Origin of the sequence: Brachybacterium sp. 107 (assembly GCF_052379725.1) — a bacterium.
In the GTDB taxonomy this organism is placed as follows: Bacteria; Actinomycetota; Actinomycetes; order Actinomycetales; family Dermabacteraceae; genus Brachybacterium.
This window is the reverse complement of the sequence record NZ_JBQSYW010000002.1, coordinates 423,123-445,335: the sequence shown is the minus strand read 5'-3', so window position 1 is coordinate 445,335 and position 22,213 is coordinate 423,123. Positions and strand designations below refer to the sequence as shown.

General features: G+C 70.1%; 22 protein-coding genes and 1 tRNA gene. 14 read left to right on the top strand and 9 right to left on the bottom strand.

The genetic code is table 11. From position 1 onward, the window contains the following. Positions 1-63: 63 nt before the first annotated feature. From ACT3UL_RS04535 to ACT3UL_RS04515, 5 genes are read right to left on the bottom strand one after another with little or no spacing between them, the layout of a single operon-like run. Entirely contained in the window at positions 64-654 is a 591-nt protein-coding gene (locus tag ACT3UL_RS04535) for a DedA family protein (protein ID WP_444576941.1), read from the bottom strand. Continuing rightward, positions 651-1,127, bottom strand: coding sequence for a Fur family transcriptional regulator (locus ACT3UL_RS04530; protein ID WP_444576940.1), 477 nt, complete (start codon positions 1,125-1,127; stop codon positions 651-653). Before ACT3UL_RS04530 ends, ACT3UL_RS04535 begins: the two co-directional genes overlap by 4 nt. 32 nt (positions 1,128-1,159) lie before the next feature. Continuing rightward, on the bottom strand, positions 1,160-2,122 hold the full coding sequence (locus ACT3UL_RS04525) for a metal ABC transporter permease (protein ID WP_444576939.1): 963 nt from the start codon (positions 2,120-2,122) through the stop codon (positions 1,160-1,162). Continuing rightward, positions 2,119-2,883, bottom strand: coding sequence for a metal ABC transporter ATP-binding protein (locus tag ACT3UL_RS04520; protein ID WP_444576938.1), 765 nt, complete (start codon positions 2,881-2,883; stop codon positions 2,119-2,121). The genes ACT3UL_RS04525 and ACT3UL_RS04520 overlap by 4 nt, the downstream gene beginning before the upstream one ends. Beyond that, entirely contained in the window at positions 2,880-3,869 is a 990-nt protein-coding gene (locus ACT3UL_RS04515; RefSeq protein ID WP_444576937.1) for a metal ABC transporter substrate-binding protein, read from the bottom strand. The genes ACT3UL_RS04520 and ACT3UL_RS04515 overlap by 4 nt, the downstream gene beginning before the upstream one ends. Positions 3,870-4,006: 137 nt before the next feature. On the opposite strand from ACT3UL_RS04515, the gene ACT3UL_RS04510 reads away from it, so the two are divergent. The 4 genes from ACT3UL_RS04510 (at position 4,007) to ACT3UL_RS04495 (ending at position 7,849) form a co-directional block, all read left to right on the top strand. Further along, a complete protein-coding gene (locus ACT3UL_RS04510) occupies positions 4,007-5,398 on the top strand; it encodes a glycine--tRNA ligase (protein ID WP_444576936.1) in 1,392 nt (463 codons plus the stop codon). 34 nt (positions 5,399-5,432) lie between these two features. Further along, positions 5,433-6,455, top strand: coding sequence for a DUF4037 domain-containing protein (locus ACT3UL_RS04505; protein ID WP_444576935.1), 1,023 nt, complete (start codon positions 5,433-5,435; stop codon positions 6,453-6,455). An 81-nt stretch (positions 6,456-6,536) separates the two neighbouring features. After that, positions 6,537-7,250, top strand: a complete 714-nt coding sequence (locus ACT3UL_RS04500; RefSeq protein WP_444576934.1) for a ClpP family protease — start codon at positions 6,537-6,539, stop codon at positions 7,248-7,250. Beyond that, a complete protein-coding gene (locus ACT3UL_RS04495; protein ID WP_444576933.1) occupies positions 7,247-7,849 on the top strand; it encodes a ClpP family protease in 603 nt (200 codons plus the stop codon). The genes ACT3UL_RS04500 and ACT3UL_RS04495 overlap by 4 nt, the downstream gene beginning before the upstream one ends. Here ACT3UL_RS04495 and ACT3UL_RS04490 read toward each other — a convergent pair. Beyond that, positions 7,827-8,258 (bottom strand): helix-turn-helix domain-containing protein, encoded by a 432-nt coding sequence (locus tag ACT3UL_RS04490; RefSeq protein ID WP_444576932.1) that lies wholly within the window; start codon positions 8,256-8,258, stop codon positions 7,827-7,829. The genes ACT3UL_RS04495 and ACT3UL_RS04490 overlap by 23 nt on opposite strands. 168 nt (positions 8,259-8,426) lie before the next feature. Between ACT3UL_RS04490 and ACT3UL_RS04485 the strand changes: the two genes are divergently transcribed. The 4 genes from ACT3UL_RS04485 (at position 8,427) to dnaG (ending at position 13,472) form a co-directional block, all read left to right on the top strand. Further along, positions 8,427-8,759 carry a VOC family protein gene (locus tag ACT3UL_RS04485; RefSeq protein ID WP_444576931.1) on the top strand — a complete coding sequence of 111 codons (333 nt, stop codon included), beginning with the start codon at positions 8,427-8,429 and terminating at the stop codon, positions 8,757-8,759. 170 nt (positions 8,760-8,929) lie between these two features. Next, positions 8,930-10,141, top strand: coding sequence for a tRNA dihydrouridine synthase DusB (gene dusB, locus ACT3UL_RS04480; protein WP_444576930.1), 1,212 nt, complete (start codon positions 8,930-8,932; stop codon positions 10,139-10,141). A gap of 3 nt (positions 10,142-10,144) precedes the next feature. Next, positions 10,145-11,473: a deoxyguanosinetriphosphate triphosphohydrolase gene (locus ACT3UL_RS04475; protein WP_444576929.1), complete on the top strand. Its 1,329-nt coding sequence runs from the start codon at positions 10,145-10,147 to the stop codon at positions 11,471-11,473. 4 nt (positions 11,474-11,477) lie between these two features. Beyond that, a complete protein-coding gene (gene dnaG / locus ACT3UL_RS04470; protein WP_444576928.1) occupies positions 11,478-13,472 on the top strand; it encodes a DNA primase in 1,995 nt (664 codons plus the stop codon). Here dnaG and ACT3UL_RS04465 read toward each other — a convergent pair. Then, the gene (locus tag ACT3UL_RS04465; protein ID WP_444576927.1) at positions 13,414-14,079 is read right to left on the bottom strand and encodes a DedA family protein; all 666 of its coding nucleotides are present in this window, start codon (positions 14,077-14,079) and stop codon (positions 13,414-13,416) included. The two genes, dnaG and ACT3UL_RS04465, sit on opposite strands and share 59 nt — an antisense overlap. Before the next feature lie 319 nt (positions 14,080-14,398). Here ACT3UL_RS04465 and ACT3UL_RS04460 point away from each other — a divergent pair, with 319 nt between their 5' ends. The 3 genes from ACT3UL_RS04460 (at position 14,399) to ACT3UL_RS04450 (ending at position 18,290) form a co-directional block, all read left to right on the top strand. After that, positions 14,399-15,571, top strand: coding sequence for a sensor histidine kinase (locus ACT3UL_RS04460; protein WP_444576926.1), 1,173 nt, complete (start codon positions 14,399-14,401; stop codon positions 15,569-15,571). Next, positions 15,564-16,259: a response regulator gene (locus ACT3UL_RS04455; protein ID WP_444576925.1), complete on the top strand. Its 696-nt coding sequence runs from the start codon at positions 15,564-15,566 to the stop codon at positions 16,257-16,259. The genes ACT3UL_RS04460 and ACT3UL_RS04455 overlap by 8 nt, the downstream gene beginning before the upstream one ends. Before the next feature lie 141 nt (positions 16,260-16,400). After that, entirely contained in the window at positions 16,401-18,290 is a 1,890-nt protein-coding gene (locus tag ACT3UL_RS04450) for a glycoside hydrolase family 76 protein (protein WP_444576924.1), read from the top strand. A gap of 186 nt (positions 18,291-18,476) precedes the next feature. Here the strand turns inward: ACT3UL_RS04450 and ACT3UL_RS04445 are convergent, their stop codons facing one another. Beyond that, the gene (locus tag ACT3UL_RS04445) at positions 18,477-18,959 is read right to left on the bottom strand and encodes a phage tail protein (RefSeq protein ID WP_443335231.1); all 483 of its coding nucleotides are present in this window, start codon (positions 18,957-18,959) and stop codon (positions 18,477-18,479) included. A gap of 657 nt (positions 18,960-19,616) precedes the next feature. Here ACT3UL_RS04445 and ACT3UL_RS04440 point away from each other — a divergent pair. The 3 genes from ACT3UL_RS04440 (at position 19,617) to ACT3UL_RS04430 (ending at position 21,602) form a co-directional block, all read left to right on the top strand. Next, positions 19,617-20,174, top strand: coding sequence for an OsmC family protein (locus ACT3UL_RS04440; protein WP_444576923.1), 558 nt, complete (start codon positions 19,617-19,619; stop codon positions 20,172-20,174). A gap of 385 nt (positions 20,175-20,559) precedes the next feature. Then, positions 20,560-21,063, top strand: coding sequence for a helix-turn-helix domain-containing protein (locus tag ACT3UL_RS04435; RefSeq protein WP_444576922.1), 504 nt, complete (start codon positions 20,560-20,562; stop codon positions 21,061-21,063). After that, positions 21,060-21,602 carry a DUF6036 family nucleotidyltransferase gene (locus ACT3UL_RS04430; protein WP_443335235.1) on the top strand — a complete coding sequence of 181 codons (543 nt, stop codon included), beginning with the start codon at positions 21,060-21,062 and terminating at the stop codon, positions 21,600-21,602. The genes ACT3UL_RS04435 and ACT3UL_RS04430 overlap by 4 nt, the downstream gene beginning before the upstream one ends. 480 nt (positions 21,603-22,082) lie before the next feature. Here ACT3UL_RS04430 and ACT3UL_RS04425 read toward each other — a convergent pair. Beyond that, positions 22,083-22,156: transfer RNA gene (locus tag ACT3UL_RS04425), tRNA-Ile, on the bottom strand. Between the last annotated feature and the right edge of the window lie 57 nt (positions 22,157-22,213).

Below are 22,213 nucleotides of genomic sequence, written 5' to 3'. Positions count from 1 at the left end.
CCGAACACGACCTCGATCACGAACACGAGCCCGAGTGGGTGCGAGCGCGGTCGGGTCGTCGTCTCAGGAGGCCTGATCCGTGCTGTGGCCGGCGTCCGGATCCCTGCCATCGGACGCCGCATCCTGCTCGTCGGCGGGCTCCGTGGCGATGTCATCGGCGGGCGTGACGTCATCGGCCGGGGCGAGCATCCCGCCGGCGAGGCGCCGATGGCGCAGCAGCATCGCGATGAGCACCACGATCAGGGCGAGCACCGCGACCGCGGCCCACGGTGACCGCAGGAACAGCTCCAGCCAGGCGGCGAAGGCCACCAGGCCGATGGTGGCGTAGATGAACGCCCAGGCGGCGCCGCCGATCGCGAGCGCCGGCAGATACCGCCGGAGCGGCATCCCGGTGAGGCCCGCAGCGGCGTTGACCGCGGTCTGGAAGCCGACGGTCAGGAAGCTGAGGGCGACGACGGGCGCGCCCCAGCGGTTGACGATCTCCGTGGCCCGCTCCACCCGCGGGGAATCGAGGAAGGCGGCGATCCGTCCACGATGGGCGACCCGACGGGCGCCGCGGCCGAGGGCATAGGTCGACCCGGCGCGCAGCCAGATCACCACGTACAGCACGCCCATCGCCTGGAGCAGCGGCAGCGACTCCACCCAGTCCATCATCGCCGAGGGGCCCCGCCCTCAGCCGGCTCGTCCTGGACCTGCTCGCCCTCGACCTGTTCGCTCTCGACCGACTCGCCCTCGACCTGTTCGGCGCCACCGTGGTCGGTGCACAGACCGAACACCTCGAGGGTGTGATCGAGGTCGGTGAAGCCGTGCTCCCGGGCGATGGCGGTCATGGCGCCCTCGAGCTTGGGCGCGAGGAACTCGACGGTGCGACCGCACTCCCGGCACACGAGGTGGTGGTGGTGGCCGGTGTCCTCGCATTGGCGGTACAGCGACTCCCCGTCGCCCGCGACCAGCACGTCGAGCCGCCCGGAGCGGCTGAGGGCCTGCAGGTTGCGATACACGGTGGCCAGGCCCACGGTCTCGCCGTCGGCCTTCATCTGCTCATGGATCTGCTGGGCGCTGCGGAAGTCGTCCTGTCGCTCGAGCGTCTCGAGGATCGCGGAGCGTTGGCGGGTGTTCCGTTGCATGCCTCGATTGTCCCCCATGTCGGTCGGGACCTTCATCGCTGCCAGCCGGAGTGGGCACGTGCGGCGGCGACCTCATGGGCGGTCTCGACGGAGCGCTCCTGGCGGGCGCGGGTCTCCGCATCCGGCTCGGCCGGCGCGGTCTCGACCCGGCTGCGGGATCCGAGGATCGTCCGCGTGAGCAGCGCGAGGATGTAGACGGCGATCGTGGCCAGCACGATCACGCCGCCGGGCGGCAGGTCGACGTAGACGGTGATCAGCAGTCCGCCCAGCGCGCACACCACGGCGATCACCATGGCGGTGCGCATGGTGCGCGTGAAGCCGACCACGAGCTGCTGCGCCGCGGCGACAGGGACGATCATGAGCGCGGAGACCATGAGCGCTCCCACGATGCGCATCGAGAGCGTCACGGTGAGCGCGGCCATCACGGCGATGAGGACGTTCACCGCGCGCACCGGCAGGCCGGAGGCCCGGGCGAACTCCTCGTCACCCGTGACCGCGGAGAGCAGGGAGCTGAGGCCGATCCCGATCACGAGCACCACGACGGCGAGCACGAGCGCGATGAGCAGATCCGGGGCCGTGACCGTGGACAGGGAGCCGAACAGGTAGCCCATGAGGTTCTGCGAGGTGCCACCGGCGAGCTGGATGATCACGACGCCGCCGGCGATGCCGCCGTAGAACATGATCGCCAGTGCGACGTCGCGGCTGGTGTGGCTGACCTCGCGCACGTACTCGATCGCCAGCGCGCCGATGACGGAGGCGGCCAGCGCGCCCGGGATCGCGAGCAGATCGGCGGGGGTGGCGGTGGTCCAGGCGCCCACCAGCCAGCCGACGGCCACGCCGGTCAGGGCCACGTGGCCGAGGCCGTCACCGAGCAGGGAGAGTCGCTTCTGGACCAGGTAGGTGCCGACCACCGGGGCGGTCAGCCCGATGAGCACCGCGATGATCAGCGGGTACCGCAGCAGGTCGGAGGTGAGGATGTCGAGTGGGGAGATCATGCGGGGTGGATCTCCTGTCCGAGGCATTCGTGAGGCGGGAGGCTGTCGAGCAGGTGCTCGTGCCCGGGATCCAGCGGCGGGCGATCGCCGGCATCGCCGTCGTGCACCACCCGGCCGTGGTCCAGGACCACCGCCCGCGTGATGTCCCGTTCGAGCATCCCGGTCTCGTGCAGGACCACGAGGATGGTGGTGCCACGCGCGGTGAGCTCCCGGAAGAGGGAGGCGATGAGCTGCTGGGTGGAGAGGTCCACGCCGGAGAAGGGCTCGTCCAGCACCAGGAACTCCGGCTCGCGCACGAGGGCACGGGCCAGCATCACCCGTCGGCGCTGCCCGCCGGACATCCGGGTGATGGGCCGGCCCGCCAGGTCCCCGAGCCCCACGGCGTACAGCGCCGTGCGCACCCGGGGGTCCCGGGTCCGCGGCCACCAGGAGCGCGAGGTGAGCAGGCCGCTGGCCACGGACTCCCGGGCGGTCGCCGGGATGGAGCCGGCCTCCGAGGAGTCCTGGGGCACGTATCCGAGACGGTCGTGCACCGCTGCGCGGTGGACCTCCTGCCCGAAGAGCGTCGCACTGCCGGACTCCAGGGGGAGCACGCCGACGACCGCCCGCAGCAGGGTGGACTTCCCCGAGCCGTTCGCGCCCAGCAGAGCGACCATCTCGCCGGGGGCGATCCGCAGATCGACATCGTGGAGGATACGTGTCCCGGAGAGCTGGACGTTCGCCCCCCGGACCTCGACAACGTGTTCCGCGGATCCGTTCATGCCCAGCTCTCCAGGAGCTTGCGGCTGTTCTCTCGCATCACAGCAGGGTAGTCCGAGTCCTCATCGAGCTGGGTCTCGAGGTTGTCGAGTTCCTCACTGGCGATGCCGAGGTTCTCCGCGAGGGTCTGGGCGACCTTCGGGGACGCCGTGGTCTCGAAGAAGATCGTGGAGACGTTCTCCTCCGTCACGAGCTTCTCCAGATCGAGAAGACGCTGGGGGGAGGGCTCGCTCTCGGGGTCCACCCCGGCGATGCCGATCTGGTGGAGGTCGTAACGGTCCGCCAGATAGGCGTACGCCGCGTGGCTCGTGATGAAGGCGCGCTCCCCGTCGACGCCCCCGTACTGCTCGGTGAGCTCCGCGTCGAGGGCCTCGAGGTCGCTGCGCACGTCGGCGGCAGCGGCGGAGAAGGCGTCGACGCCGTCAGGGGCCAGCTCCGCCAGGCGGGCGGCGAGGGCATCGCCGACCTCCGCCATCCGCAGCGGATCGTGCCAGAAGTGGGGGTCGTTCGGCCCATGATCGTGCTCGTCGTGGCTCTCGTCCGCGGCGTGCTCGTCGCCGCCTGCGTCCGAGGCCTCCTCCTCATGCTCATGGGAGTCGCCGCCGCTGGGGAGCATGGTGACCACCTGGGAGACGTCGAGCACGTTGTCCCCGTCGCCCGAGGCGATCGCATCGTCGAGGGAGGCCTGGTAGCCGGGGATCTGCAGCACCAGCCCCGCCTCCTGGACCGCCATGACCTGGCGGACGGAGAGCTCGAGTCCGTGCGCGTCGGCGCCCGGGGTGGCGAGGTCGGTCACGTCCACGTGCTCGCCGCCGATCCGTGCCAGGAGGTAGGAGAGCGGATAGTTCGAGGTCACCACGGTGATCCCTCCACTGCCGCCGCTGCCTGCGCCCCCACCGTCGCCGCAGGCGGCGAGCAGGGCGGCACCCGCACCGAGTCCGGTGAGGGCGAGCAGGGAGCGGCGCGTGGGGCGCGGAGTGAACGTCATGACAATCATTCTCACCAAGCCGGCATGCCTGCGCAAGCCGACGGGCCGCCGGGGCCGCCCGGCGTGCGCACCGTCACACGTGCGCCGTCGGTATGCTGGGAGGGTTCTGTTCCACCCTCGTCACCAGGAGTCTCCCCGTGGCCAAGGCCCCCGCCAGCACGCTGGACAACGTCATCTCCCTCACCAAGAAGCGCGGCTTCGTCTTCCCGGCAGGAGAGATCTACGGCGGTACGCGCTCTGCCTGGGACTACGGCCCTCTCGGTGTGGAGCTCAAGGAGAACATCAAGCGGCAGTGGTGGCGCACGTTCGTGCAGTCCCGCGCCGACATGGTGGGCCTGGACTCCTCGATCATCCTTCCCAAGCGCGTGTGGGAGGCGTCCGGCCACGTCGCGACCTTCACCGACCCGCTGGTGGAGTGCAAGAGCTGCCACAACCGCTTCCGCGAGGACCACCTCCTGGAGGGCTTCGAGGAGAAGAAGGGCCGCGCGCCCGAGGGCGGCCTGGCCGAGGTGCCCTGCCCCAACTGCGGCACCCGCGGCGAGTTCACCGATCCTCAGCAGTTCTCCGGCCTGATCAAGACGTTCCTCGGCCCGGTGGACACCGAGGCGGGCCTGACGTACCTGCGCCCCGAGACGGCCCAGGGCATCTTCGTGAACTTCCTCAACGTGGTCACCGCGACCCGCCAGAAGCCCCCGTTCGGCATCGGCCAGGTCGGCAAGGCGTTCCGCAACGAGATCACCCCCGGCAACTTCATCTTCCGCACCCGCGAGTTCGAGCAGATGGAGATCGAGTTCTTCACGCCGCCCGCGGAGGCCCAGACCCACTTCGACGCGTGGGTCGAGGACTGCTGGAACTGGTTCATCGACCTCGGCATGAACCCGGACAACCTGCGCCGCTTCGACGTCCCCGAGGACGATCGCGCCCACTACAGCGCCGGCACGATCGACTTCGAGTACCGCTTCGGCTTCCAGGGCAGCGAGTGGGGCGAGCTCATGGGCATCGCCAACCGCACCGACTTCGACCTGGGCAGCCACACCGAGGGCTCGGGCACGAAGATGCAGTACTTCGACCAGGCGAACAACGAGCGGTACACGCCGTACGTGATCGAGCCCAGCTTCGGCCTGACCCGCTCGATGATGGCGTTCCTGGTCGACGCCTACACCGAGGACGAGGCCCCCAACTCCAAGGGCGGCGTCGACAAGCGCACCGTGCTCAAGCTCGATCCGCGCCTGGCGCCGATCAAGGCCGCGGTGCTGCCGCTGTCCAAGAGCGAGGACCTCGTGCCCCGCGCCACCCAGCTCGCCGATCAGCTGCGCAAGCACTGGAACGTCGAGATGGACGTCACGCAGGCCATCGGTCGTCGCTACCGTCGTCAGGACGAGATCGGCACCCCGTTCTGCATCACGGTCGACTTCGAGACCGCGACCGACCAGGCCGTGACCATCCGCGAGCGCGACACCATGACGCAGGAGCGCGTGGCTCTCGACCAGGTCGAGTCCTACCTCGCGGCCCGCCTCCTCGGCGCCTGAGCCCGGGCGCGCGAGAGGTCCGGTCGTGGGAGAGATGCCGTCCACCGGCGCCGGCCTCTCGCAGGAGTACTTCCGCCAGGTCGTGCGTCCGCTCCTCACGGCGCGGGCTCCGGGGATCGACGTCGCCGCTGCGCGGCTGGGCTCCGGCTCCGACGTGCTCGGCTTCGACGATGCCCAGTCCCGTGACCACGACTGGGGCCTGCGCCTGACCCTGCTCGTCGAGGACGACCGCGCCCCGGAGATCGACGCGCTGCTGGAGTCCGAGCTGCCGGAGACCTGGCAACGACTTCCCACGCGCTTCGCGACCACCTGGGATCCCGTCGTGCGACAGCGGGTGGAGGTGGACTCGGCGGCGGGCTTCGCCACCTCCCGCGTCGGGGCGGACCTCTCGACCAGGCTGATGCTCCCGGACTGGCTGTCCCTCACCGGGCAGTCGGTCCTCGAGGTCACGTCCGGGCCGATCTTCCACGACGGTCCGGGCGTGATCTCGCAGATCCGGGAGCGACTCGCCTGGTATCCGGACGACGTGTGGCTGTATGCCCTGGCCGCGGACTGGTCACGGCTGGGCCAGGAGTTCCCCGACGTGGGGCGGGAGGGGCTGCGCGGGGACGAGGACGGCTCGGCCGTGATCGCCGCGCGGCACGTGCGCACCCTCCTGCATCTGGCTCACCTGCTCCACCGCCGCTGGCCCCCGTACGGGAAATGGCTCGCCCGCTCCGCCGCCCGGCTGCCAGGTGGGGGAGCGCTGCGCATCGCCCTGCACGAGGTGCTGCACGCCCGGGACTGGAGATCCCGACAGGCCGCCCTGGCGGATGCCGCCGAGCTGCTCGCCACGACCCAGGGCGAGCAGGGACTGCCCACGATGGATCCAGCTACCGAGCCGTTCTTCGAGCGACCCCACATCGGCGTGCGGGAGATGGCCGAGCTGCTGACCGCGCAGATCCGCGACCCGGAGGTCCGAGCGCTCCCGATCGGGGTCGGCACCGCCGAGCAGATCAGCGACAACGTGAGCGTGCTCGTCGATCCGGCGCTGCGCCGGCGGCTCGTCGGCGGCTGAGAACCAGCCCCTCTGCCCTGCGCTGATCAGCGCCGGGCGGAGATCCTCCCGCCGGGCCCCGCCGAGGCCGAGGCTGGGTCCATGACACTCAGCCGCACACTCCCACGACTCGACGACACCGCGCAGACCTCCGCCCCGGATGCCCTCGGCGCTCTGACCGCCACCCGGCTGCTCCACCACCGGGTGCTGATCCTGGACCGTGAGCTGGATCAGGACAACGGCGCCCAGCTCAGCGCCCAGCTCCTGCTGCTCGCCGCCGAGGAGCCGCAGCAGGACATCACCCTGCTCATCAACTCGCCGGGCGGCCTGGTGCCCGCGATGCTCGCGATCGGGGACATCATGGATCTGATCCCCTGCGACGTGCGCACGGTGGCGCTCGGGATGGCCTACAGCGCCGGGCAGTTCCTGCTCACCCACGGCACGCCCGGCAAGCGGATGATCCTTCCCCACGGCCGCGTGCTGATGCACCAGGGATCTGCCGGCTTCGGCGGCAGTGCGGCGGACATCGAGCTGCAGGCCGAGGACCTCCGCCGGGGCCGGGACCTCCTCATCGAGCTGACCGCACAGCGCACCGGGCAGAGCGTGCAGACGATCGCCCAGGACTCGGAGCGGGACCGGATGTGGGACGCGCACGCCGCCGTCGACTACGGATTCGCCGATCGCATCGTCACCTCCCTCGAGGAGATCCTGCCGCTGGGCATCCCCGCCCGTGGGGGCACCTCGCTCGGCAGCACCCCGCCCGCCCTCGCGCAGCGCGATCCTGCAGCAGGAGCACCAGAAGGAGACCTCCGATGAGCACATACACCATCCCCAGCGTCATCGAACGCACGCGAACCGGCGTCGAGCGCAGCGCGGACGTCTACTCGCGCCTGCTCTCGGATCGGATCATCTACCTCGGCACGCCGATCGACGACGGCGTCGCCAACTCGGTGATCGCCCAGATCCTGCACCTGGAGAACGAGTCTTCCGACGCGCCGATCCACCTCTACCTCAACTCCAGCGGCGGCGACGCCCAGGCGGTGCTGGCCATCTACGACACGCTCGCCTACGTGCGCAGCAAGGTGGCGGTCACCTGCGTCGGCCAGGCGGTCGCGGCGCCGGTGGTTCTGCTCGCCGCGGGAACACCCGGGATGCGATCGGTGCTGCCCCACACCCGTGTGGTGCTGCATCCGCTCGAGGCGCAGGGCCGCGGAGCAGTGCCGGACCTGATACTCGCCACGGAGGAGGTGGAGCGGATACGACGGGCCCTGGAGGCGCTGATCGCCGAGCACTCCGGGCGGTCCTTGGAGCAGGTGCGGCGCGATCTCGAGCGGGAGCAGGTGCTCGATGCCCGGGCGACCGTCGATTACGGCCTCGCGGACGAGGTGCTGCTCAGGCGGCCGACAGCAGGTTGAGGTGCGGTCGGGCGGTGAGGGAGACCTCGCCGCCCGGGGCCCGCTGTCCGGTGCGCTCAGCGGCGGTAGAGGTGAGATCGAGGGTTTCCGGTCGCACAAGAGCAGGTCCGCGGAACCTCTCGTGCGTCCCTGCGACGACGCGCTCGTCCGCCTCCGCACTCCCTCGGAGCAGGGCGTCGTCGGCCGCGCGGAGCAGGAGCTGCGGAACGCTGACCTCGAGGGCGCCGGTGATGGCGGCGAGCAGCTCGGAGGAGGGGTCCTTGCGGCCGCGCTCGACGTCGGAGAGATGCTGCATGCTGATCCCCGCTGTGGCGGCGACCTGGGCGAGGGTTCGGCCCTGCCGTCGGCGCTCGTCGCGGAGCACCGCGCCCGTCAGCTCACGCAGCAACGGCTCCAGATGCTCATCCATGTCCCGAGGCTACGCGCGCGACCTGGCCTCCGTCCCTGCCTCTGCCCAGGGCAGAATCCTCCGCGGCCGGACGACTGAGGTGGTTCGGACTCGCATCGAGCGCATGATGGTCGTCTCCGGGGCACGACGCGATCGCGTCGGCCCGTCACTCCCGGAAGGAGCTCGCACATGTTCACCTCCGTGCTCGCCACCATGACCGTCGCCGACCTCGACGCCGCCGAGAGCTGGTACACGCGGCTTTTCGGGGCCGGACCCGACGTGCGTCCCATGGACGGACTGCTGGAATGGCACCTCTCCGGGGGCAACGGCGTCCAGGTGTTCGCCGAGGCGGAGCGCGCCGGGCACTCCGCGCTGGTGCTCAGCACGGACGACCTCGACCTCGAGGCGGCACGGCTCCGGGACTCCGGGATCGACCAGCCCGCCCCGCAGCCAGGTGGTGGGGCCCGGGTGCTGGTGCTCTCGGACCCCGACGGGAACCGCGTGGTCCTCTTCGGGGCCTGACCGGCTCCCGGAGGGCTGAGCAGTCCCGGGAAGTTCCGTGCAGTCCCGGGAAGTTCCGGGCAGTTGAGGGTGACCCCGCAGCGGGTCGGCCTTCCTCCCCACCCCGTGCCGATGCACATCACCCTGCCCCTCCCTCCCGGACGACGGGCCCAGGTGGGACAATCAACCTGATGACCACCCTCGACGCCCCCACCGCCCCGCCCGCGCAGCCCGCCGGCGCCGCTCGGCGATCCCTGACGATCGGTCCGCACACGATCGACACGCCGGTGGTGCTCGCCCCCATGGCCGGCATCACGAACATGGCGTTCCGGCTGCTGTGCCGCGAATTCGGCGCGATGCACAGCGATGACGACGGCGGCCTGTTCGTCGGCGAGATGGTCACCACCCGGGCGCTGGTGGAGGACCATAAGGAGTCCTGGCGCCTGGTGACGATGGGCGAGCGTGAGACGCCCCGCTCCGTGCAGCTGTACGGCGTGGACCCGGCCACGGTGCGCCGCGCCGTCGAGATGATCCGAGAGCGCGACCTCGCCGATCACATCGACCTCAACTTCGGTTGCCCGGTCCCCAAGGTGACCCGCCGCGGGGGCGGCGGCGTGCTGCCCTGGAAGACCGAGCTGTTCACGCGGATCGTGCGCGCCGCGGTCGAGGCGGCCGGGCCCGAGATCCCCGTCACGGTGAAGACCCGCATCGGCATCGACGACGAGCACCAGACCTTCGGCGACGCGGGGCTCATCGCCCAGGAGGTCGGAGCGGCGGCGATCGCCCTGCACGGCCGCACGGTGGTCCAGCACTACTCCGGCACGGCGCGCTGGGAGAAGATCACCGAGCTCAAGGAGCTGGTCACCGACATCCCGGTGCTCGGCAACGGCGACATCTGGTCTGCGGAGGACGCGATCTCGATGATGGACCAGACGGGCTGCGACGGTGTCGTGGTGGGCCGTGGATGCCAGGGCCGTCCGTGGCTGTTCGCCGATCTCGCCGCCGGGTTCGCCGGCAGGCCGGACCGGGTGCGGCCCTCGATGGGGGACGTCGCGAAGATCCTGCGCCGCCACGCCGAGCTGCTCGTGGAGTTCTACGAGGAGGAGGGGCGCGCGCTGCGTGACCTGCGCAAGCATGTCGCCTGGTACTTCAAGGGCTATCCCGTCGGCGGCGAGATGCGCCATCGCCTGGCGACCATGGAATCCCTCGCCGATCTCGATGCCAAGCTCGCCGAGCTCGATCTGTCCTGCCCGTACCCCGGTGAGGCCGTCGAAGGTCCGCGCGGCCGGGCCGGGAGTCCCAAGCGCGCCGTGGTGCCCGAGGGATGGATGACCTCCCGCGAGCTGTCCGACGCCCATGCCGCACGCCTCCACGAGGCCGAGCTCGACACCTCAGGGGGCTGAGCCATGACCACCTCACGCACTCCGGAGAGCGTCGCGCAGCCGGCGGCCGGCTACACGCAGTCCGACGTCGAGCGCTGGGCCGACGAACCCCCGAAGTCCCAGGAGCGCACTCCGTTCCAGCGGGACCGCGCCCGTGTGCTGCACTCCTCGGCGCTGCGCCGGCTGGGGGCCAAGACCCAGGTCCTCGGCGCCGGGGCGAACGACTTCGTGCGCACCCGCCTCACCCACTCCCTCGAGGTGGCACAGGTGGGCCGCGACATCGGCCTCGCACTCGGCTGCGACCCCGACATCGTCGACGCCGCCTGCCTCTCCCACGATCTCGGCCATCCGCCCTTCGGGCACAACGGTGAGAAGGTGCTCGACGCCCTGGCCGCGGACTTCGGCGGCTTCGAGGGCAACGCCCAGACCCTGCGCCTGCTCACCCGGCTCGAGCCGAAGGTGCTGGGCGAGGACCGTCCCTACGGCCTGAACCTCACCCGGGCCGGCGTCGACGCGGCGATCAAGTACCCCTGGGCGCGGGGTGAGGGTCCCGACCCGACCTCCCCGAAGTTCGGCGCCTACGCGGATGACCTGGACGTCTACGAGTGGGCTCGCCACGGCGCGATCCCCGGCCGGAAGTGCTTCGAGGCGCAGGTCATGGACCTCGCCGACGACATCGCGTACTCCGTCCACGACATCGAGGATGCGATCACCGGGCGCACCCTGGACCTCGGGAAGCTGCGCGAGCCGATGGAGCGCTCCGCCGCGCTGTACGTCGTGCAGGACTGGTACATGCCGGACGAATCCCTCGACGCGCTGGACGCCGCGCTGCAGCGCCTCGAGGCGGAACCCTCCTGGATGACGTCCTTCACGGGCACCATGCGCTCCGCCGCCGCCCTGAAGAACATGGCCAGCCAGCTCATCGGGCGCTTCACCCGTTCCGCGATCACCGCGACCCGCGCCGTCCAGGGGGAGGGGGCGATGTCCCGCTACTCCGGGGACATCGTGGTGCCGGAGGAGACCCACCTCGAGGTCGCCGTGCTCAAGGGCCTCGCCGCGGCCTACGTGATGTCCTCCGCCTCCCAGCAGCCCGTCTACGAAGCGCAGGAGGAGATCATCCACGACCTCTACTCGCGGCTGTGGAACACCGGCACCCAGTACTTGAGCCCCCTGTTCGCCGAACTGTGGGAGGCTTCGCAGGACGACGACACCCGCCGCCGGGTGGTCGTCGACCAGATCGCCTCCTACACGGACGTCACCGCCCGTCGGCTCCACGATGTCCTGTTCGACCGCGCGATCACCCACATCACGGCTGCGGACACCCCGCTGCCCGGACTCGGATCGGAGCTGTGAGGAGTTGGCCCAGGGACTGATCCGTCGTGCCGACGTGGAGCTGGTGCGGGAGCGCTCCCGGCTGGACGAGGTCGTCGGCGAGCACGTCACGCTGCGCACCGGCGGAATCGGCTCGATGAAGGGGCTGTGCCCCTTCCACGACGAGAAGACCCCGTCGTTCAACATCCGTCCCCAGCTGGGCCACTGGCACTGCTTCGGATGCGGCGAGGGCGGGGACGTCATCTCGTTCGTCCAGAAGATCAACCACCTCAGCTTCGTCGAGGCCGTCGAGGTGCTCGCGGGCCGCTACGGCGTGCAGCTGCATTACGAGGACTCCAAGGACGGTAAGGGCGATCGCCCCGACTTCGGCACCCGCCGGCGCCTGCTCGACGCGCACGCGATCGCCGAGGAGTACTACCGCGAACAGCTCGACACCCCCGAGGCCGAGGTGGGACGCAGATTCCTCGCCGAACGCGGATTCGACCGCGCTGCCGCCGATCGATTCGGCGTGGGCTTCGCGCCGGAGGGCTGGGACGCCATCACCGGTGTGCTGCGCAAGCGGGGCTTCACCGAGGACGAGCTGGTGGCCAGCGGGATCGTCTCCCAAGGGCAGCGCGGCGTGTACGACCGCTTCCGCGGCCGGCTGATCTGGCCGATCCGGGAGATCACCGGCAACACCATCGGCTTCGGGGCGCGCCGCCTGCTGGAGTCCGACAAGGGCCCGAAGTACCTCAACACCCCTGAGACCGCGATCTATCACAAGTCCAACGTGCTCTACGGGCTGGACCTCGCGCGCAAGGACATCGCCACCCAGAAGCGGGTGGTGGTCGTCGAGGGCTATACCGACGTCATGGCCGCGCACCTCGCCGGCATCCCGACCGCGGTCGCCTCGTGCGGCACCGCCTTCGGCGCGGAGCACGTGAAGATCGTGCGTCGCGTGATGGGGGACTCGAACCGCAGCGCCGGTCTGCGCCTGAACACCGACGGCCGCGGATTGGCCGGCGAGGTCGTCTTCACCTTCGACGGCGACGCCGCCGGGCAGAAGGCCGCGCTGCGCGCCTTCGAGGAGGACCAGAAGTTCGTGGCGCAGACGTACGTCGCCGTCGAGCCCCATGGCATGGACCCCTGCGACCTGCGACTCGCCCAGGGGGACCAGGCCGTCGTCGATCTCATCGAGGGCCGCAAGCCCATGTTCGAGTTCGCCATCCGCTCCGCGATCGCCCAGGTCGACCTCGACACCGTCGAGGGGCAGGTCACGGCGCTGCGGATGGCGGCCCCGGTGGTGGCGAGCATCCGCGACCGGGCCATGCGCCCGGAGTACGCGCGCCGTCTCTCCGGGTGGCTCGGCATGGACGAGCGCACCGTGCTGCGGGCGGTGCACGACGCCGCCCGGAGCGAGGGACGCGGTGGCCGGCACGCGGAGCCAGCGACCCTCGCCGAACGCCCCGGCACCCTCGAGAACGGCAACGGGCATGGCGCCGGCGCCGGGGGAGAGGGGCAGGAGACCCTTCCGGCGGCGCGGCTCTCGGACGTCGTCAACCCCCGCGATCCCGTCGGCCAGGTCGAGACCCAGTCCCTCGCCGTCATGCTGCAGGCTCCGCAGCTCCTGGACACCGACACGGTCGGGGCCCTGCCCGACGACGCCTTCCACGTGCCCGCCCTGCAGGGGGTCTGGGACGTCATGCTGGCCGCTGGGACTCTGCTCGATGCCGTGATCGGCACCCTGCACCCGGCGCGCTATCTCGAGCAGGTCCTCGAGATCTCCGGCGAGACCGTGCGCCCGTTGATCGTCGAGATCGCGAATCTCGACCTCCCGGCGCGCGATGAGGCGGGGCTGCAGAAATTGGGCGCCTCGCTCCTGTCCCGGCTCAGCGAGCTGTCCATCACCCGTGAGTACTCCGTGCTCAAGCAGCGCCTGCAGCGCACGGACCCCTCCGACGCGGAGCGCTACCAGGAGATCCTCACGCGCCTCGCGACGGTGCAGGAGAAGCGGCGCGCACTGCGCTCACCGGACGACTGAGCGTCCTGTCCCGGCGGCGTCGGGCGCGCAGGGCCCGGACCCCTTCGATCGATCCGCCCACGGCGAGCGCGAGGCCGATGCCCAGCGCGACCCCCATCAGCGGCTGCTCATGGAAGGCGAGTCCGCCCAGCATGCCGATCCCCACGCTGTAGAACGCCCACAGCAGCCCTGCGATCGCGGCGAAGCCCACGAAGCGTGCCCGCGGATAGCCGATCGCCCCGGAGGCGACGGTGGTCGCGGTGCGCCCGCCCGGGATGAAGCGGGCGGAGATCAGGAGCATCCCTCCGCGCGTGGTCAGCTCCCGCTGGGCCCACTCGAACAGGGCGCCGCCCCACCGCCGGCGTCGGAACCAGGCCGTCAGCGGCCCGGCTCCGCGACCGAGATGATGCGCGACGACGTCCCCGCCGAGCGCCCCGGCCCAGGCGGAGAGCAGCACCCACGATGCCTCGGGGCCGCTCCCGGTGACCGCGTAGGCCGCAGCGGTGATCACCAGGGTCTCGCCCGGCACGAGCGGGATCACGGCATCCAGCATCGTCACCCCGAGCACGAGGGCGTAGAGCCAGGGAGAGGTCAGAAGGGTCTGGGCGAGGTCCAGCACGGCATCCATGGACGAGCTCCTGCATCGGTCGGGCGAGTCGGTCGGGGCGGGGAGAGATCGATCGGTCCGGGAAGGCGGTCCGGGGAGGACCGGTGCAGGGATCCGAGGAGGACCGATACAGGGACGACGCTAGGGACCGGTGGCGGCACCCCGGAACGGAGCCGGCCCCGCACTCCTGACGGCGCACCGGCAGGAGGTTTACGGTTATCCGTCATCGCCCTGGAGGCAGGCCACCTGCCGCGTCACCGCCCAGCGTTGATAGCTTGCTCAGCGACGGTGGCGATCGCCCCGTCGGCGGCACCCCTCTCTCGGTCCAGGAGCTTCGACCATGCGACTGCCCGATCTCTCCGGCATCCAGCTGCCGCGCGAGCCTGCCCGGATCGTGCGCAGGTCGCTGCGCCACGTCGCGGGCACCGCGCTGGGCCTGGTCCTCGGCCCGCTCCTGCTGCTGACCGCCGTGCTGATGCTGGTGCGCTGGCGAGCGCCCTTCCGTCGGGTGCGCCGCTGGGAGCTGACTCGTCTGCGCCGCGCTTACCGCCTGCAGCTCGGGGACGAGGACGGAGGTTTCCTCGGGGGCCGACGGGCGCTGCTCCACGGCGCCCTCGCCGGTCTGCTCGGGTACGTGATGATGGATCTGCTGATCCTGGTCGCCGCCGTCGTGCTGGGCAGCTTCACGCAGTCCTTCTACGGCAGCCCCGTCACCCTCGAGTTCGATCTGTGGGTGATCAGCCGTCCGGCGCCGTCCGTGCTGCTGATCTTCGGCACCTCGAGCCTGGTGGCCGCGGCGCTCTACGCGGAGTTCGCGGTGTGGCTGCAGACCCTGCTCCTGCGGCGCTGGACCGGCGTGGTGCGCACCGACGCGCTGGAGAGCCGCATCAGCCGCCTGCTGACCACGCGGCGCGGCGTGGTGCTCGCGATCGATGACGAGCGGCGCCGGATCGAGCGCGATCTCCACGACGGCGTGCAGCAGAACATCGTCTCGCTCTCGGTCACCCTCGCCCGGGCCCGGCGCGCCACGGATCCCGAACGCAGCTCCCAGCTGCTGGAGCAGGCGCACACCCAGTCCCAGGCCCTCATCGACGAGGTGCGTCAGGTCGCCTGGCGGATCTATCCGACGGCCCTGGACGAGCACGGGTTGGCGTCGGCGCTCGACGGCGTCGCCGAGACCTGCCCCGTGCCCGTGCACGTCGACGTGCGCCTCGAGGGGGTGGTCCCGCAGGCGGTGGAGTCCGCCGCGTACTTCGTGGCGCGCGAAGCCGTCACCAACGTGGTCAAGCACGCCGCCGCGAGCGATGTGCGGATCACGGTGGTGACCCTCGCCGAGTCCGACCGGCGCATGCTGCGCCTGAGCGTCCAGGACGACGGCATCGGCGGCGCGAACCCCGAGGGCGGGGGCCTCCAGGGTCTGGCCCGCCGCGTGGCCGCCCTGGACGGTAGCGTGAGCGTGGACAGCCCGCTCGGCGGGCCGACGATCATTTCCGCGGAGATCCCCTGTGACTGAGCACCAGAACCGATCCGATCCGTCCCGCGGGCAGCGTCCGCTGAGCGTGATCCTCGCCGATGACGCGGTGCTGCTGCGCGAGGGGGTGCGGAGCCTGCTCGCCGACGAGGGCATCGAGGTGCTCGCCTCGGTCGGTGACGGCGAGGCTCTGCTGGAGGAGGTCGCCCGTCACCGGCCCCGCCTGGCCATCGTGGACGTGCGGATGCCGCCGACCCACACCGACGAGGGCCTGATCGCGGCGCTGCGCATCAAACGGGAGCACCCCGAGGTGGGTGTGCTCGTGCTCTCGCAGTACGTCGCGAGGGAGTATGCCAGCGACCTCCTGGGCACGGAGACGCCCGGCATCGGCTACCTGCTCAAGGACCGCATCACCGAGATCGACGGGTTCCTGCGTGCCGTGCACGACGTCGCCGACGGCGGCACCGTGATCGACCCGGCCGTGGTGCGGGCGCTCCTGCGCAACCCCGAGCAGCGGAAGGCCGTCAGCCGCCTGACCCCGCGTGAGGTCGAGGTGCTGGAGACCATGGCCGAAGGGCTCTCCAACCGGGGGATCGCCGACCGGCTGTTCCTCTCGCTGAGCACCGTGGAGAAGGCGATCAGCGCCATCTTCGACAAGCTCGAGCTCACCGGCGACGAGCAGACCAGCCGCCGCGTGCGAGCGGTCCTGCGGTTCCTCGACGAGCAGTGACGGGGCGCGGCCGCGTGCTCATCGGGGTGGCGAGGTGATTGACGCCCGGGTGCCCCGGTGGAATGCTCGACGCCGTCCGTGAACGATCACGGCACGAGCAGAGCGTTCAACGACCGAGCGCCACGATCGGGAGCCCCATCGATGAAGATGTCACGCCGCACCCTTGCCGCCCTCACCGCCGCCGCCCTGCCCGCGCTCGGAGCAGCCTCCGTCGCGAACGCGGCGCCGCCAGAGCTCCCACGGGTCCGGGGCGACGAGGCGCTCGCCCGTGCACGCGTCGCCGCGGATGTGCTGATGGGGGACTACGACCAGAACAAGGCATGGTTCCCTTCGAGCTGGTGGAACTCCGCCGTCGCCCTGCAGACCATCGGCGACTACATGCTGCGCAGCGGCGACCGTCGCTATCTGGACCAGCTGGACCACACCTTCGAACGCAACAAGGGCCCCTTCCCGGCCGGGGAGCTCTCCGGCGATGAGCTGTACGGCAACTTCACCAGCCGTGCCATCGACGACTCGGGCTGGTGGGCGCTGACCTGGATCACCGCCTTCGACCTCACCGGCGAGCAGAAATACCTCCACATGGCCGTGACCATCGGCGAGTTCATGGACGACTTCTGGGACCCCAGCACCTGCGACGGCGGGATCTGGTGGAACGAGGAGCGCACCTACAAGAACGCCGTCACCAACGGGCAGTGGATCCGGCTCACCGCCGAGCTGCACAATCGCATCCCGGGAGATGAGGCCTGGCTCGAACGCGCTCAGGTGGCCTGGGACTGGTACCTCACCAGCGGGATGGTCAACGAGGACGGCCTTCTCAACGATGGGTTGACCGACTCGTGCGAGAACAATCGCGACCGTGTCTACACCTACAACCAGGCCCTCGCGATCGGTGGGGCCCTCGAGCTCTGGCGGGCCACCGGTGATCCGCAGCTGTTGGAGAATGCGCGCTGCTTCGCCGACTCGGCGCTCGCGGAGGGCGCCCTGTTCACCGGCGGCATCCTCACGGAGTGGACCGACGTGCTGGGGGAGACGACCAACGACAACCACAAGCAGTTCAAGGGCATCTTCCTGCGCTACCTCATGGACCTCGCCGACACCACGAGCGATGACCGGTACCGGGACGTCGTCGCGACCCAGGCCGCGACGATCTGGGAGGCTGACCGCACGATCGCCGACGAGCTCGGCGTGCGCTGGGCCGGGAAGAGCACCGAGACGTCCCCGAACGTGTTCGACTGGCGCACCCAGGCGAGCGCCCTCTCCGCCCTGATCGCCGATCTCCCGAGATCCGGAGCGCGCCGCTCGCTGTCGGCCTCCCTCTCCCGCACACCGGTGGTGATGCCCGATGGAGCACCGACCGTCCGACAGCTCGATCTGGAGGTCGCCATCACCTCGACCGCTTCACGCCCGGTCCGGGTGCACCTGGAGGCGGAGGGCCCGGAGGGGTGGACGCTCGACCTCGCCCCGAGCGTCGACCTGGAGGTGCCCGACGCGGAGGGCGAGCCCGCCACCGTGACCATCCCGGTCCAGATCACGATCCCGGCCGACGCGACCGACGGGAACCCTCTGATCGCCGTGAACGCGAAGGCCGCCGGCGGGCTGGAGTTCACCGCACGGACCGAGGTCCTCGTCGCCCGGACCGTCGACTTCGACGGCGGGACCCAGGACGAGCCGTGGCTGTGGGACGCCGGTGGCTCCGGCGTCACCGACGAACCGGGCCGCTTCGCGGACGGTAACAGCTACTTCATCTACCGCTTCCCGTTCCCGGCGAGCACGACGGCGGCCGAGCTCACCGTGACGATCAGCAACCAGTACCTCGTGGATCTGAGCCCGGACGGCGAGTCCTGGACCCGGGTGCTGGCCGAGGACGAGCCGCTCCGGGACGCCTCGAACCGCGCCGATCACACGTTCGACCTGACGCCGTACCTCGACGGGGACGACAAGGACGTCTACCTCAAGGTGTCCGACGCCTTCCCCGAGGACGGCTGGGGCGGCCAGGTGCACCACGTGAGCGCGCAGTTCAGCGGGTCCTGAGGGAGGGTCGGACGGGGCCCCTCGATCGGGGAGCCCCGTCCTCCACCCCCTTCCGATGCGAACAGTCCGTGCCGGTCCCGGAGGTGCGTGGCGGGACACCGAAGGTCTGGGGATGAGCGGTGACGTGCTGCACGCGCTCGCTCCGAGCTGCCCGGACCAGGACGGTGCCGGGAGCGGTGAGCCTGGTCAGGCGCTCGTAGGCAGCGGGTGCTCGCCCTTGATGACGAAGTAGCTGCCACGGATAGTGCCGGCGAGCTTCGACTTCTGGCGTGCGAACTTGAAGGCGGAGAGCTCGTCGGGAACCTCCATGCCGTCGGAGAGCTTGAGGCCCACGGCGCGCTTGCCGCCGTCGGCCCGGGTCCACAGCACGTTCAGCGCGAGACCGCTCTCGTAGAAGACGTGGACCCAGACGATGCCGTCCACCTCGTTGATGCTCACCTCGAGCGCGGGCGAGGTGATGACCATGTCGCGTTCCGTCCGGAGGATCTCCTCGACCCACGTGAGGGTCGCAGCCTCCTCGGCGGCAGGGGCGACGGTGAAGACGTGACCGTACTTGGTCGAGAAGTACCGGGCCTCGTTCGCGCGCAGACCCGCGAGGGCATCGGTGACGGGCGAGGATTCGAGACCCTCGGAAGAGACGTCGGTGAACGAGACGGCGCGGCGTGACATGGGGCCTCCTGGATCGGCTGAGGGAAGAGTACGCCCGCTGGGGCATCCTCAGCGCGGGACGTGCGCCGGGGTTCAGAGGCCTGAGCCCCTTCTGCCAAGCTCTTCACAGGGCGGCACCGGACGCGTTCCCGAACCACGTGTTCGATGCCCCTGCCACGGAGCCCATCCTTGTGCAGGACCGGATCGGCGAACCGATCAGGGTCCTCGAGAGGCGTCCCGGGAACGGTCCGATCACGTTCATCACCGCGGGGGTCGCTCAGATCCCCACCGACGCCGAGGCGACTCGCGTCGCATCACCGGACTGGGACTCGCTGCGCGCCGCCGTGGAATCCCCCGACGCCCTGCTCGACGTGACACGTGCCAGTGCGGACCCCGCCCCCGGTGCCGGACGCGAGGCCCGGCTTCCTCTTGGTGGACGAGCTACCGCGCCGCGCAGCACCCCGTCGGCGAGCGCTGTTCACCGACGACTCCGGTGAGTTCGTCCTCGAGGACGACGGGGACACCGACGACCGACTGGCCCGGGCGGTCGTGCCGTCGCCATCCGTCAGGTGGCGCCGACAGCACCCTCGTCTGCTCCGGATGACCCCCGATGACGGAAGAAGTCGGCAGATCACGGGGGCCTTGGTGCCCACGTCCGACGCTTCTATCGTCGGCGACATGACCACCACAGCAAGCATCCGCTCCACCGTCCCCGAGATCTCCGCCGAGGATCGCGCCGCCCGCCTCACCAGCGCCGGGGGCGCGTGGGCTGAGCGACTGGATGCCGACCGCACGAAGGGCCATCTGTCCTACGGGGTCGACGGCGTCGGCGCCGGTTCGGTGGCCACGACCGTTCGCGCCGGCACACACTCTTTCATCGTCGACGAGCCCGCAGCGCTGGCCGGCGATGACGCCGGGACCAGCCCGGTCGAATACGCACTCGGAGCGCTCGTCGGCTGCCAGGTCGTCGTCTATCGTCTCTACGCGCAGCAGCTCGGCATCGCCTTCGACGACATCGTCATCAGGGCCGAGGCCGATCTGGACGCGGCGCGTCTGTTCGGCGCCGACGAGACCGTGCGCGCCGGGTTCTCCGAGGTGCGTCTCGACATCGAGCTCTCCGGACCGGAGACGGACGAACGCTACGACGAGCTGCGTGAGGCGGTCGATGCCCACTGCCCGGTGCTCGACATCTTCCAGAACCCGACCCCGGTCAGGACCACCGTCACTCGCGCCTGATCGCTGTCACTCTGCGTTGAGCTCGGGCAGCTCGGGCAGCTCGGCGCCGCGGATCCTCGAGGTCACGGGAGTGCGGCAGGTACGGCGCTGCGCATCGGTGGAAGCTCGCGACGTGGCGTCGAATCCAGGCTGCACGCCAGATCGCGAAGCCGCCTGTTGGCGCATCAGTCCCCAGTGCGTCAGCGCCACGCCGCCACCTCCGTACGTCCACCCCAGTGCTCTGCGCCAGTGCGCGAAGTCGTGCTCTTGCGGGACGATCACGCTATCGCGGACGGACGCCGCGCCCTTGCTCCACGGTCGCCGCACGATTGCTCCGCTGTGGCGATGGTGTGCGCGCCGAAAACGGCGCCGTTGTGTTTATGGTGTTTAGCGGTAGAATGGCGACATGACCACCAACGGCTGGCTGACCACCGGCGAGACAGCGACCATGCTCGGCGTCTCGCGTCAGCACGTTGTCGACCTCTGCGATCGCGGCGAACTACCCTGCACCCGCGCCGGAACCCACCGACGGATCCGACATTCCGACGTCGAGCGCATGATCACGCCTCTGCTCACGCGCGAGCAGGCGAAGAGCCTGTGGCTGCACCGCGCTTTGCTCGGTCACCTCATGATCGACCCCTCATCCGTGCTCGACACGGCGAGGTCTAACCTGCGCAGCTGGAAGTCCGTCCACCGTGAGGACGGGCTGGCGACTGGCTACCTCCAGCAGTGGGAGCAGGTCATCGAAGGCGGCGTGGACTCTGTCGTTCCGGTGCTCGTCGGCACCGATGAGGTCTCCAGCGAACTTCGTCAGAACAGTCCCTTTGCGGGAGTGCTCTCCGATGTGGAACGACGCCAGGTGCTGCGTTCCTTCCGTGAGCACTGGGATCGCGAGCACGCGGCCGCGTGAGACGCACCGATCTCGCCCACCTTCTTCGCGCTGCGTGCGACGTGGCCGGCGATCGCGACGTCCTGGTCATCGGCTCCCAATCCATCCTGGGCACCTATGACGAGGACGACCTCCCAGCCGCCGCCACCGCGTCCATCGAGGCCGACATCGGGTTCCTCGACGATCCGGACCGCGCTAAGGCAGATGACGTCGAAGCCGCCATCGGCGAGATGTCCCAGTTCCACCAGGCCAATGGCGTCTACGCGGAAGGCGTGCACGTCGACACGGCGACATACCTGCCATCAGGCTGGCGCGACAGGCTGATCAGCTGGCCGCTGCGATCATCTGACCCAGCCGATCCTCACTTCCTGGAACCGCACGATCTCGCGATCGCCAAGCTCGGAGCGCACCGCCCGAAAGATCTGGCCTTCGTCAACGCACTCCTCCAAACAGGCATGCTGAAACTCCCAATACTCCAGGCGCGATGCGATCTGCTGCCCTATCAGCATGCCCTCGTGAAGAACCGGATTCGCGGCTTCTTGAGCAGCTACGAGACCTGAGACGAGTCAGCGGACGGTTCAAGCAGCCGAGCGCGATCTACCCTCCACTCTCTGTTCCCCAGCCCGGCATGGTCACGCGACCGACATCGCCACCGTACCGAGCCACTGGGCGACCGTCTCTGCGGTCGCCGGGGGAGCGGACGGATGCTCGGCCACCGCTGGTCGAGGTCGATCAGGTGCTCGAGCGTGACCTCGGCCGTCGCCGGGTTGTGGGCGATCTTCCGCAGCACCTCGCCGGGCATCTCGGAGCGACTCGAGTAGGCAGGCTTGTCCCGCATGGACCATGAGTCCATCAGGGGACACACGGTTCAGGTTGCGGAGCGGATCTACACCACTCACGGCGTTCCGGAGTGTGGACCGGAGGCGCTGGGGCGTCCTCCAGCTCGGACTTCAGCGGAATCAAAAGCCTGACAAAAGTCTGATCGGAGCGATTTGAGCATCCGGGTTTCCGCAGAAAATACCGCTTGACCTGCTGTTTCGTAGCCCAGGCGGGGCTTGAACCCGCGACCGACGGATTATGAGTCCGCTGCTCTAACCAGCTGAGCTACTGGGCCGTGCGCCCTCTGCAGGGCCGCGACGAATCTACCATGGTCACGCCCTGTGACCTGGAG

Coding starts and splice junctions, on each gene's coding strand:
- ACT3UL_RS04535 (WP_444576941.1), bottom strand. CDS start 654: ATGATGGACTGGGTGGAGTCGCTGCCGCTGCTCCAGGCGATGGGCGTG.
- ACT3UL_RS04530 (WP_444576940.1), bottom strand. CDS start 1,127: ATGCAACGGAACACCCGCCAACGCTCCGCGATCCTCGAGACGCTCGAG.
- ACT3UL_RS04525 (WP_444576939.1), bottom strand. CDS start 2,122: ATGATCTCCCCACTCGACATCCTCACCTCCGACCTGCTGCGGTACCCG.
- ACT3UL_RS04520 (WP_444576938.1), bottom strand. CDS start 2,883: ATGAACGGATCCGCGGAACACGTTGTCGAGGTCCGGGGGGCGAACGTC.
- ACT3UL_RS04515 (WP_444576937.1), bottom strand. CDS start 3,869: ATGACGTTCACTCCGCGCCCCACGCGCCGCTCCCTGCTCGCCCTCACC.
- ACT3UL_RS04505 (WP_444576935.1), top strand. CDS start 5,433: ATGCCGTCCACCGGCGCCGGCCTCTCGCAGGAGTACTTCCGCCAGGTC.
- ACT3UL_RS04500 (WP_444576934.1), top strand. CDS start 6,537: ATGACACTCAGCCGCACACTCCCACGACTCGACGACACCGCGCAGACC.
- ACT3UL_RS04495 (WP_444576933.1), top strand. CDS start 7,247: ATGAGCACATACACCATCCCCAGCGTCATCGAACGCACGCGAACCGGC.
- ACT3UL_RS04490 (WP_444576932.1), bottom strand. CDS start 8,258: ATGGATGAGCATCTGGAGCCGTTGCTGCGTGAGCTGACGGGCGCGGTG.
- ACT3UL_RS04485 (WP_444576931.1), top strand. CDS start 8,427: ATGTTCACCTCCGTGCTCGCCACCATGACCGTCGCCGACCTCGACGCC.
- dusB (WP_444576930.1), top strand. CDS start 8,930: ATGACCACCCTCGACGCCCCCACCGCCCCGCCCGCGCAGCCCGCCGGC.
- ACT3UL_RS04475 (WP_444576929.1), top strand. CDS start 10,145: ATGACCACCTCACGCACTCCGGAGAGCGTCGCGCAGCCGGCGGCCGGC.
- ACT3UL_RS04465 (WP_444576927.1), bottom strand. CDS start 14,079: ATGGATGCCGTGCTGGACCTCGCCCAGACCCTTCTGACCTCTCCCTGG.
- ACT3UL_RS04460 (WP_444576926.1), top strand. CDS start 14,399: ATGCGACTGCCCGATCTCTCCGGCATCCAGCTGCCGCGCGAGCCTGCC.
- ACT3UL_RS04450 (WP_444576924.1), top strand. CDS start 16,401: ATGAAGATGTCACGCCGCACCCTTGCCGCCCTCACCGCCGCCGCCCTG.
- ACT3UL_RS04445 (WP_443335231.1), bottom strand. CDS start 18,959: ATGTCACGCCGCGCCGTCTCGTTCACCGACGTCTCTTCCGAGGGTCTC.
- ACT3UL_RS04440 (WP_444576923.1), top strand. CDS start 19,617: ATGACCACCACAGCAAGCATCCGCTCCACCGTCCCCGAGATCTCCGCC.
- ACT3UL_RS04435 (WP_444576922.1), top strand. CDS start 20,560: ATGACCACCAACGGCTGGCTGACCACCGGCGAGACAGCGACCATGCTC.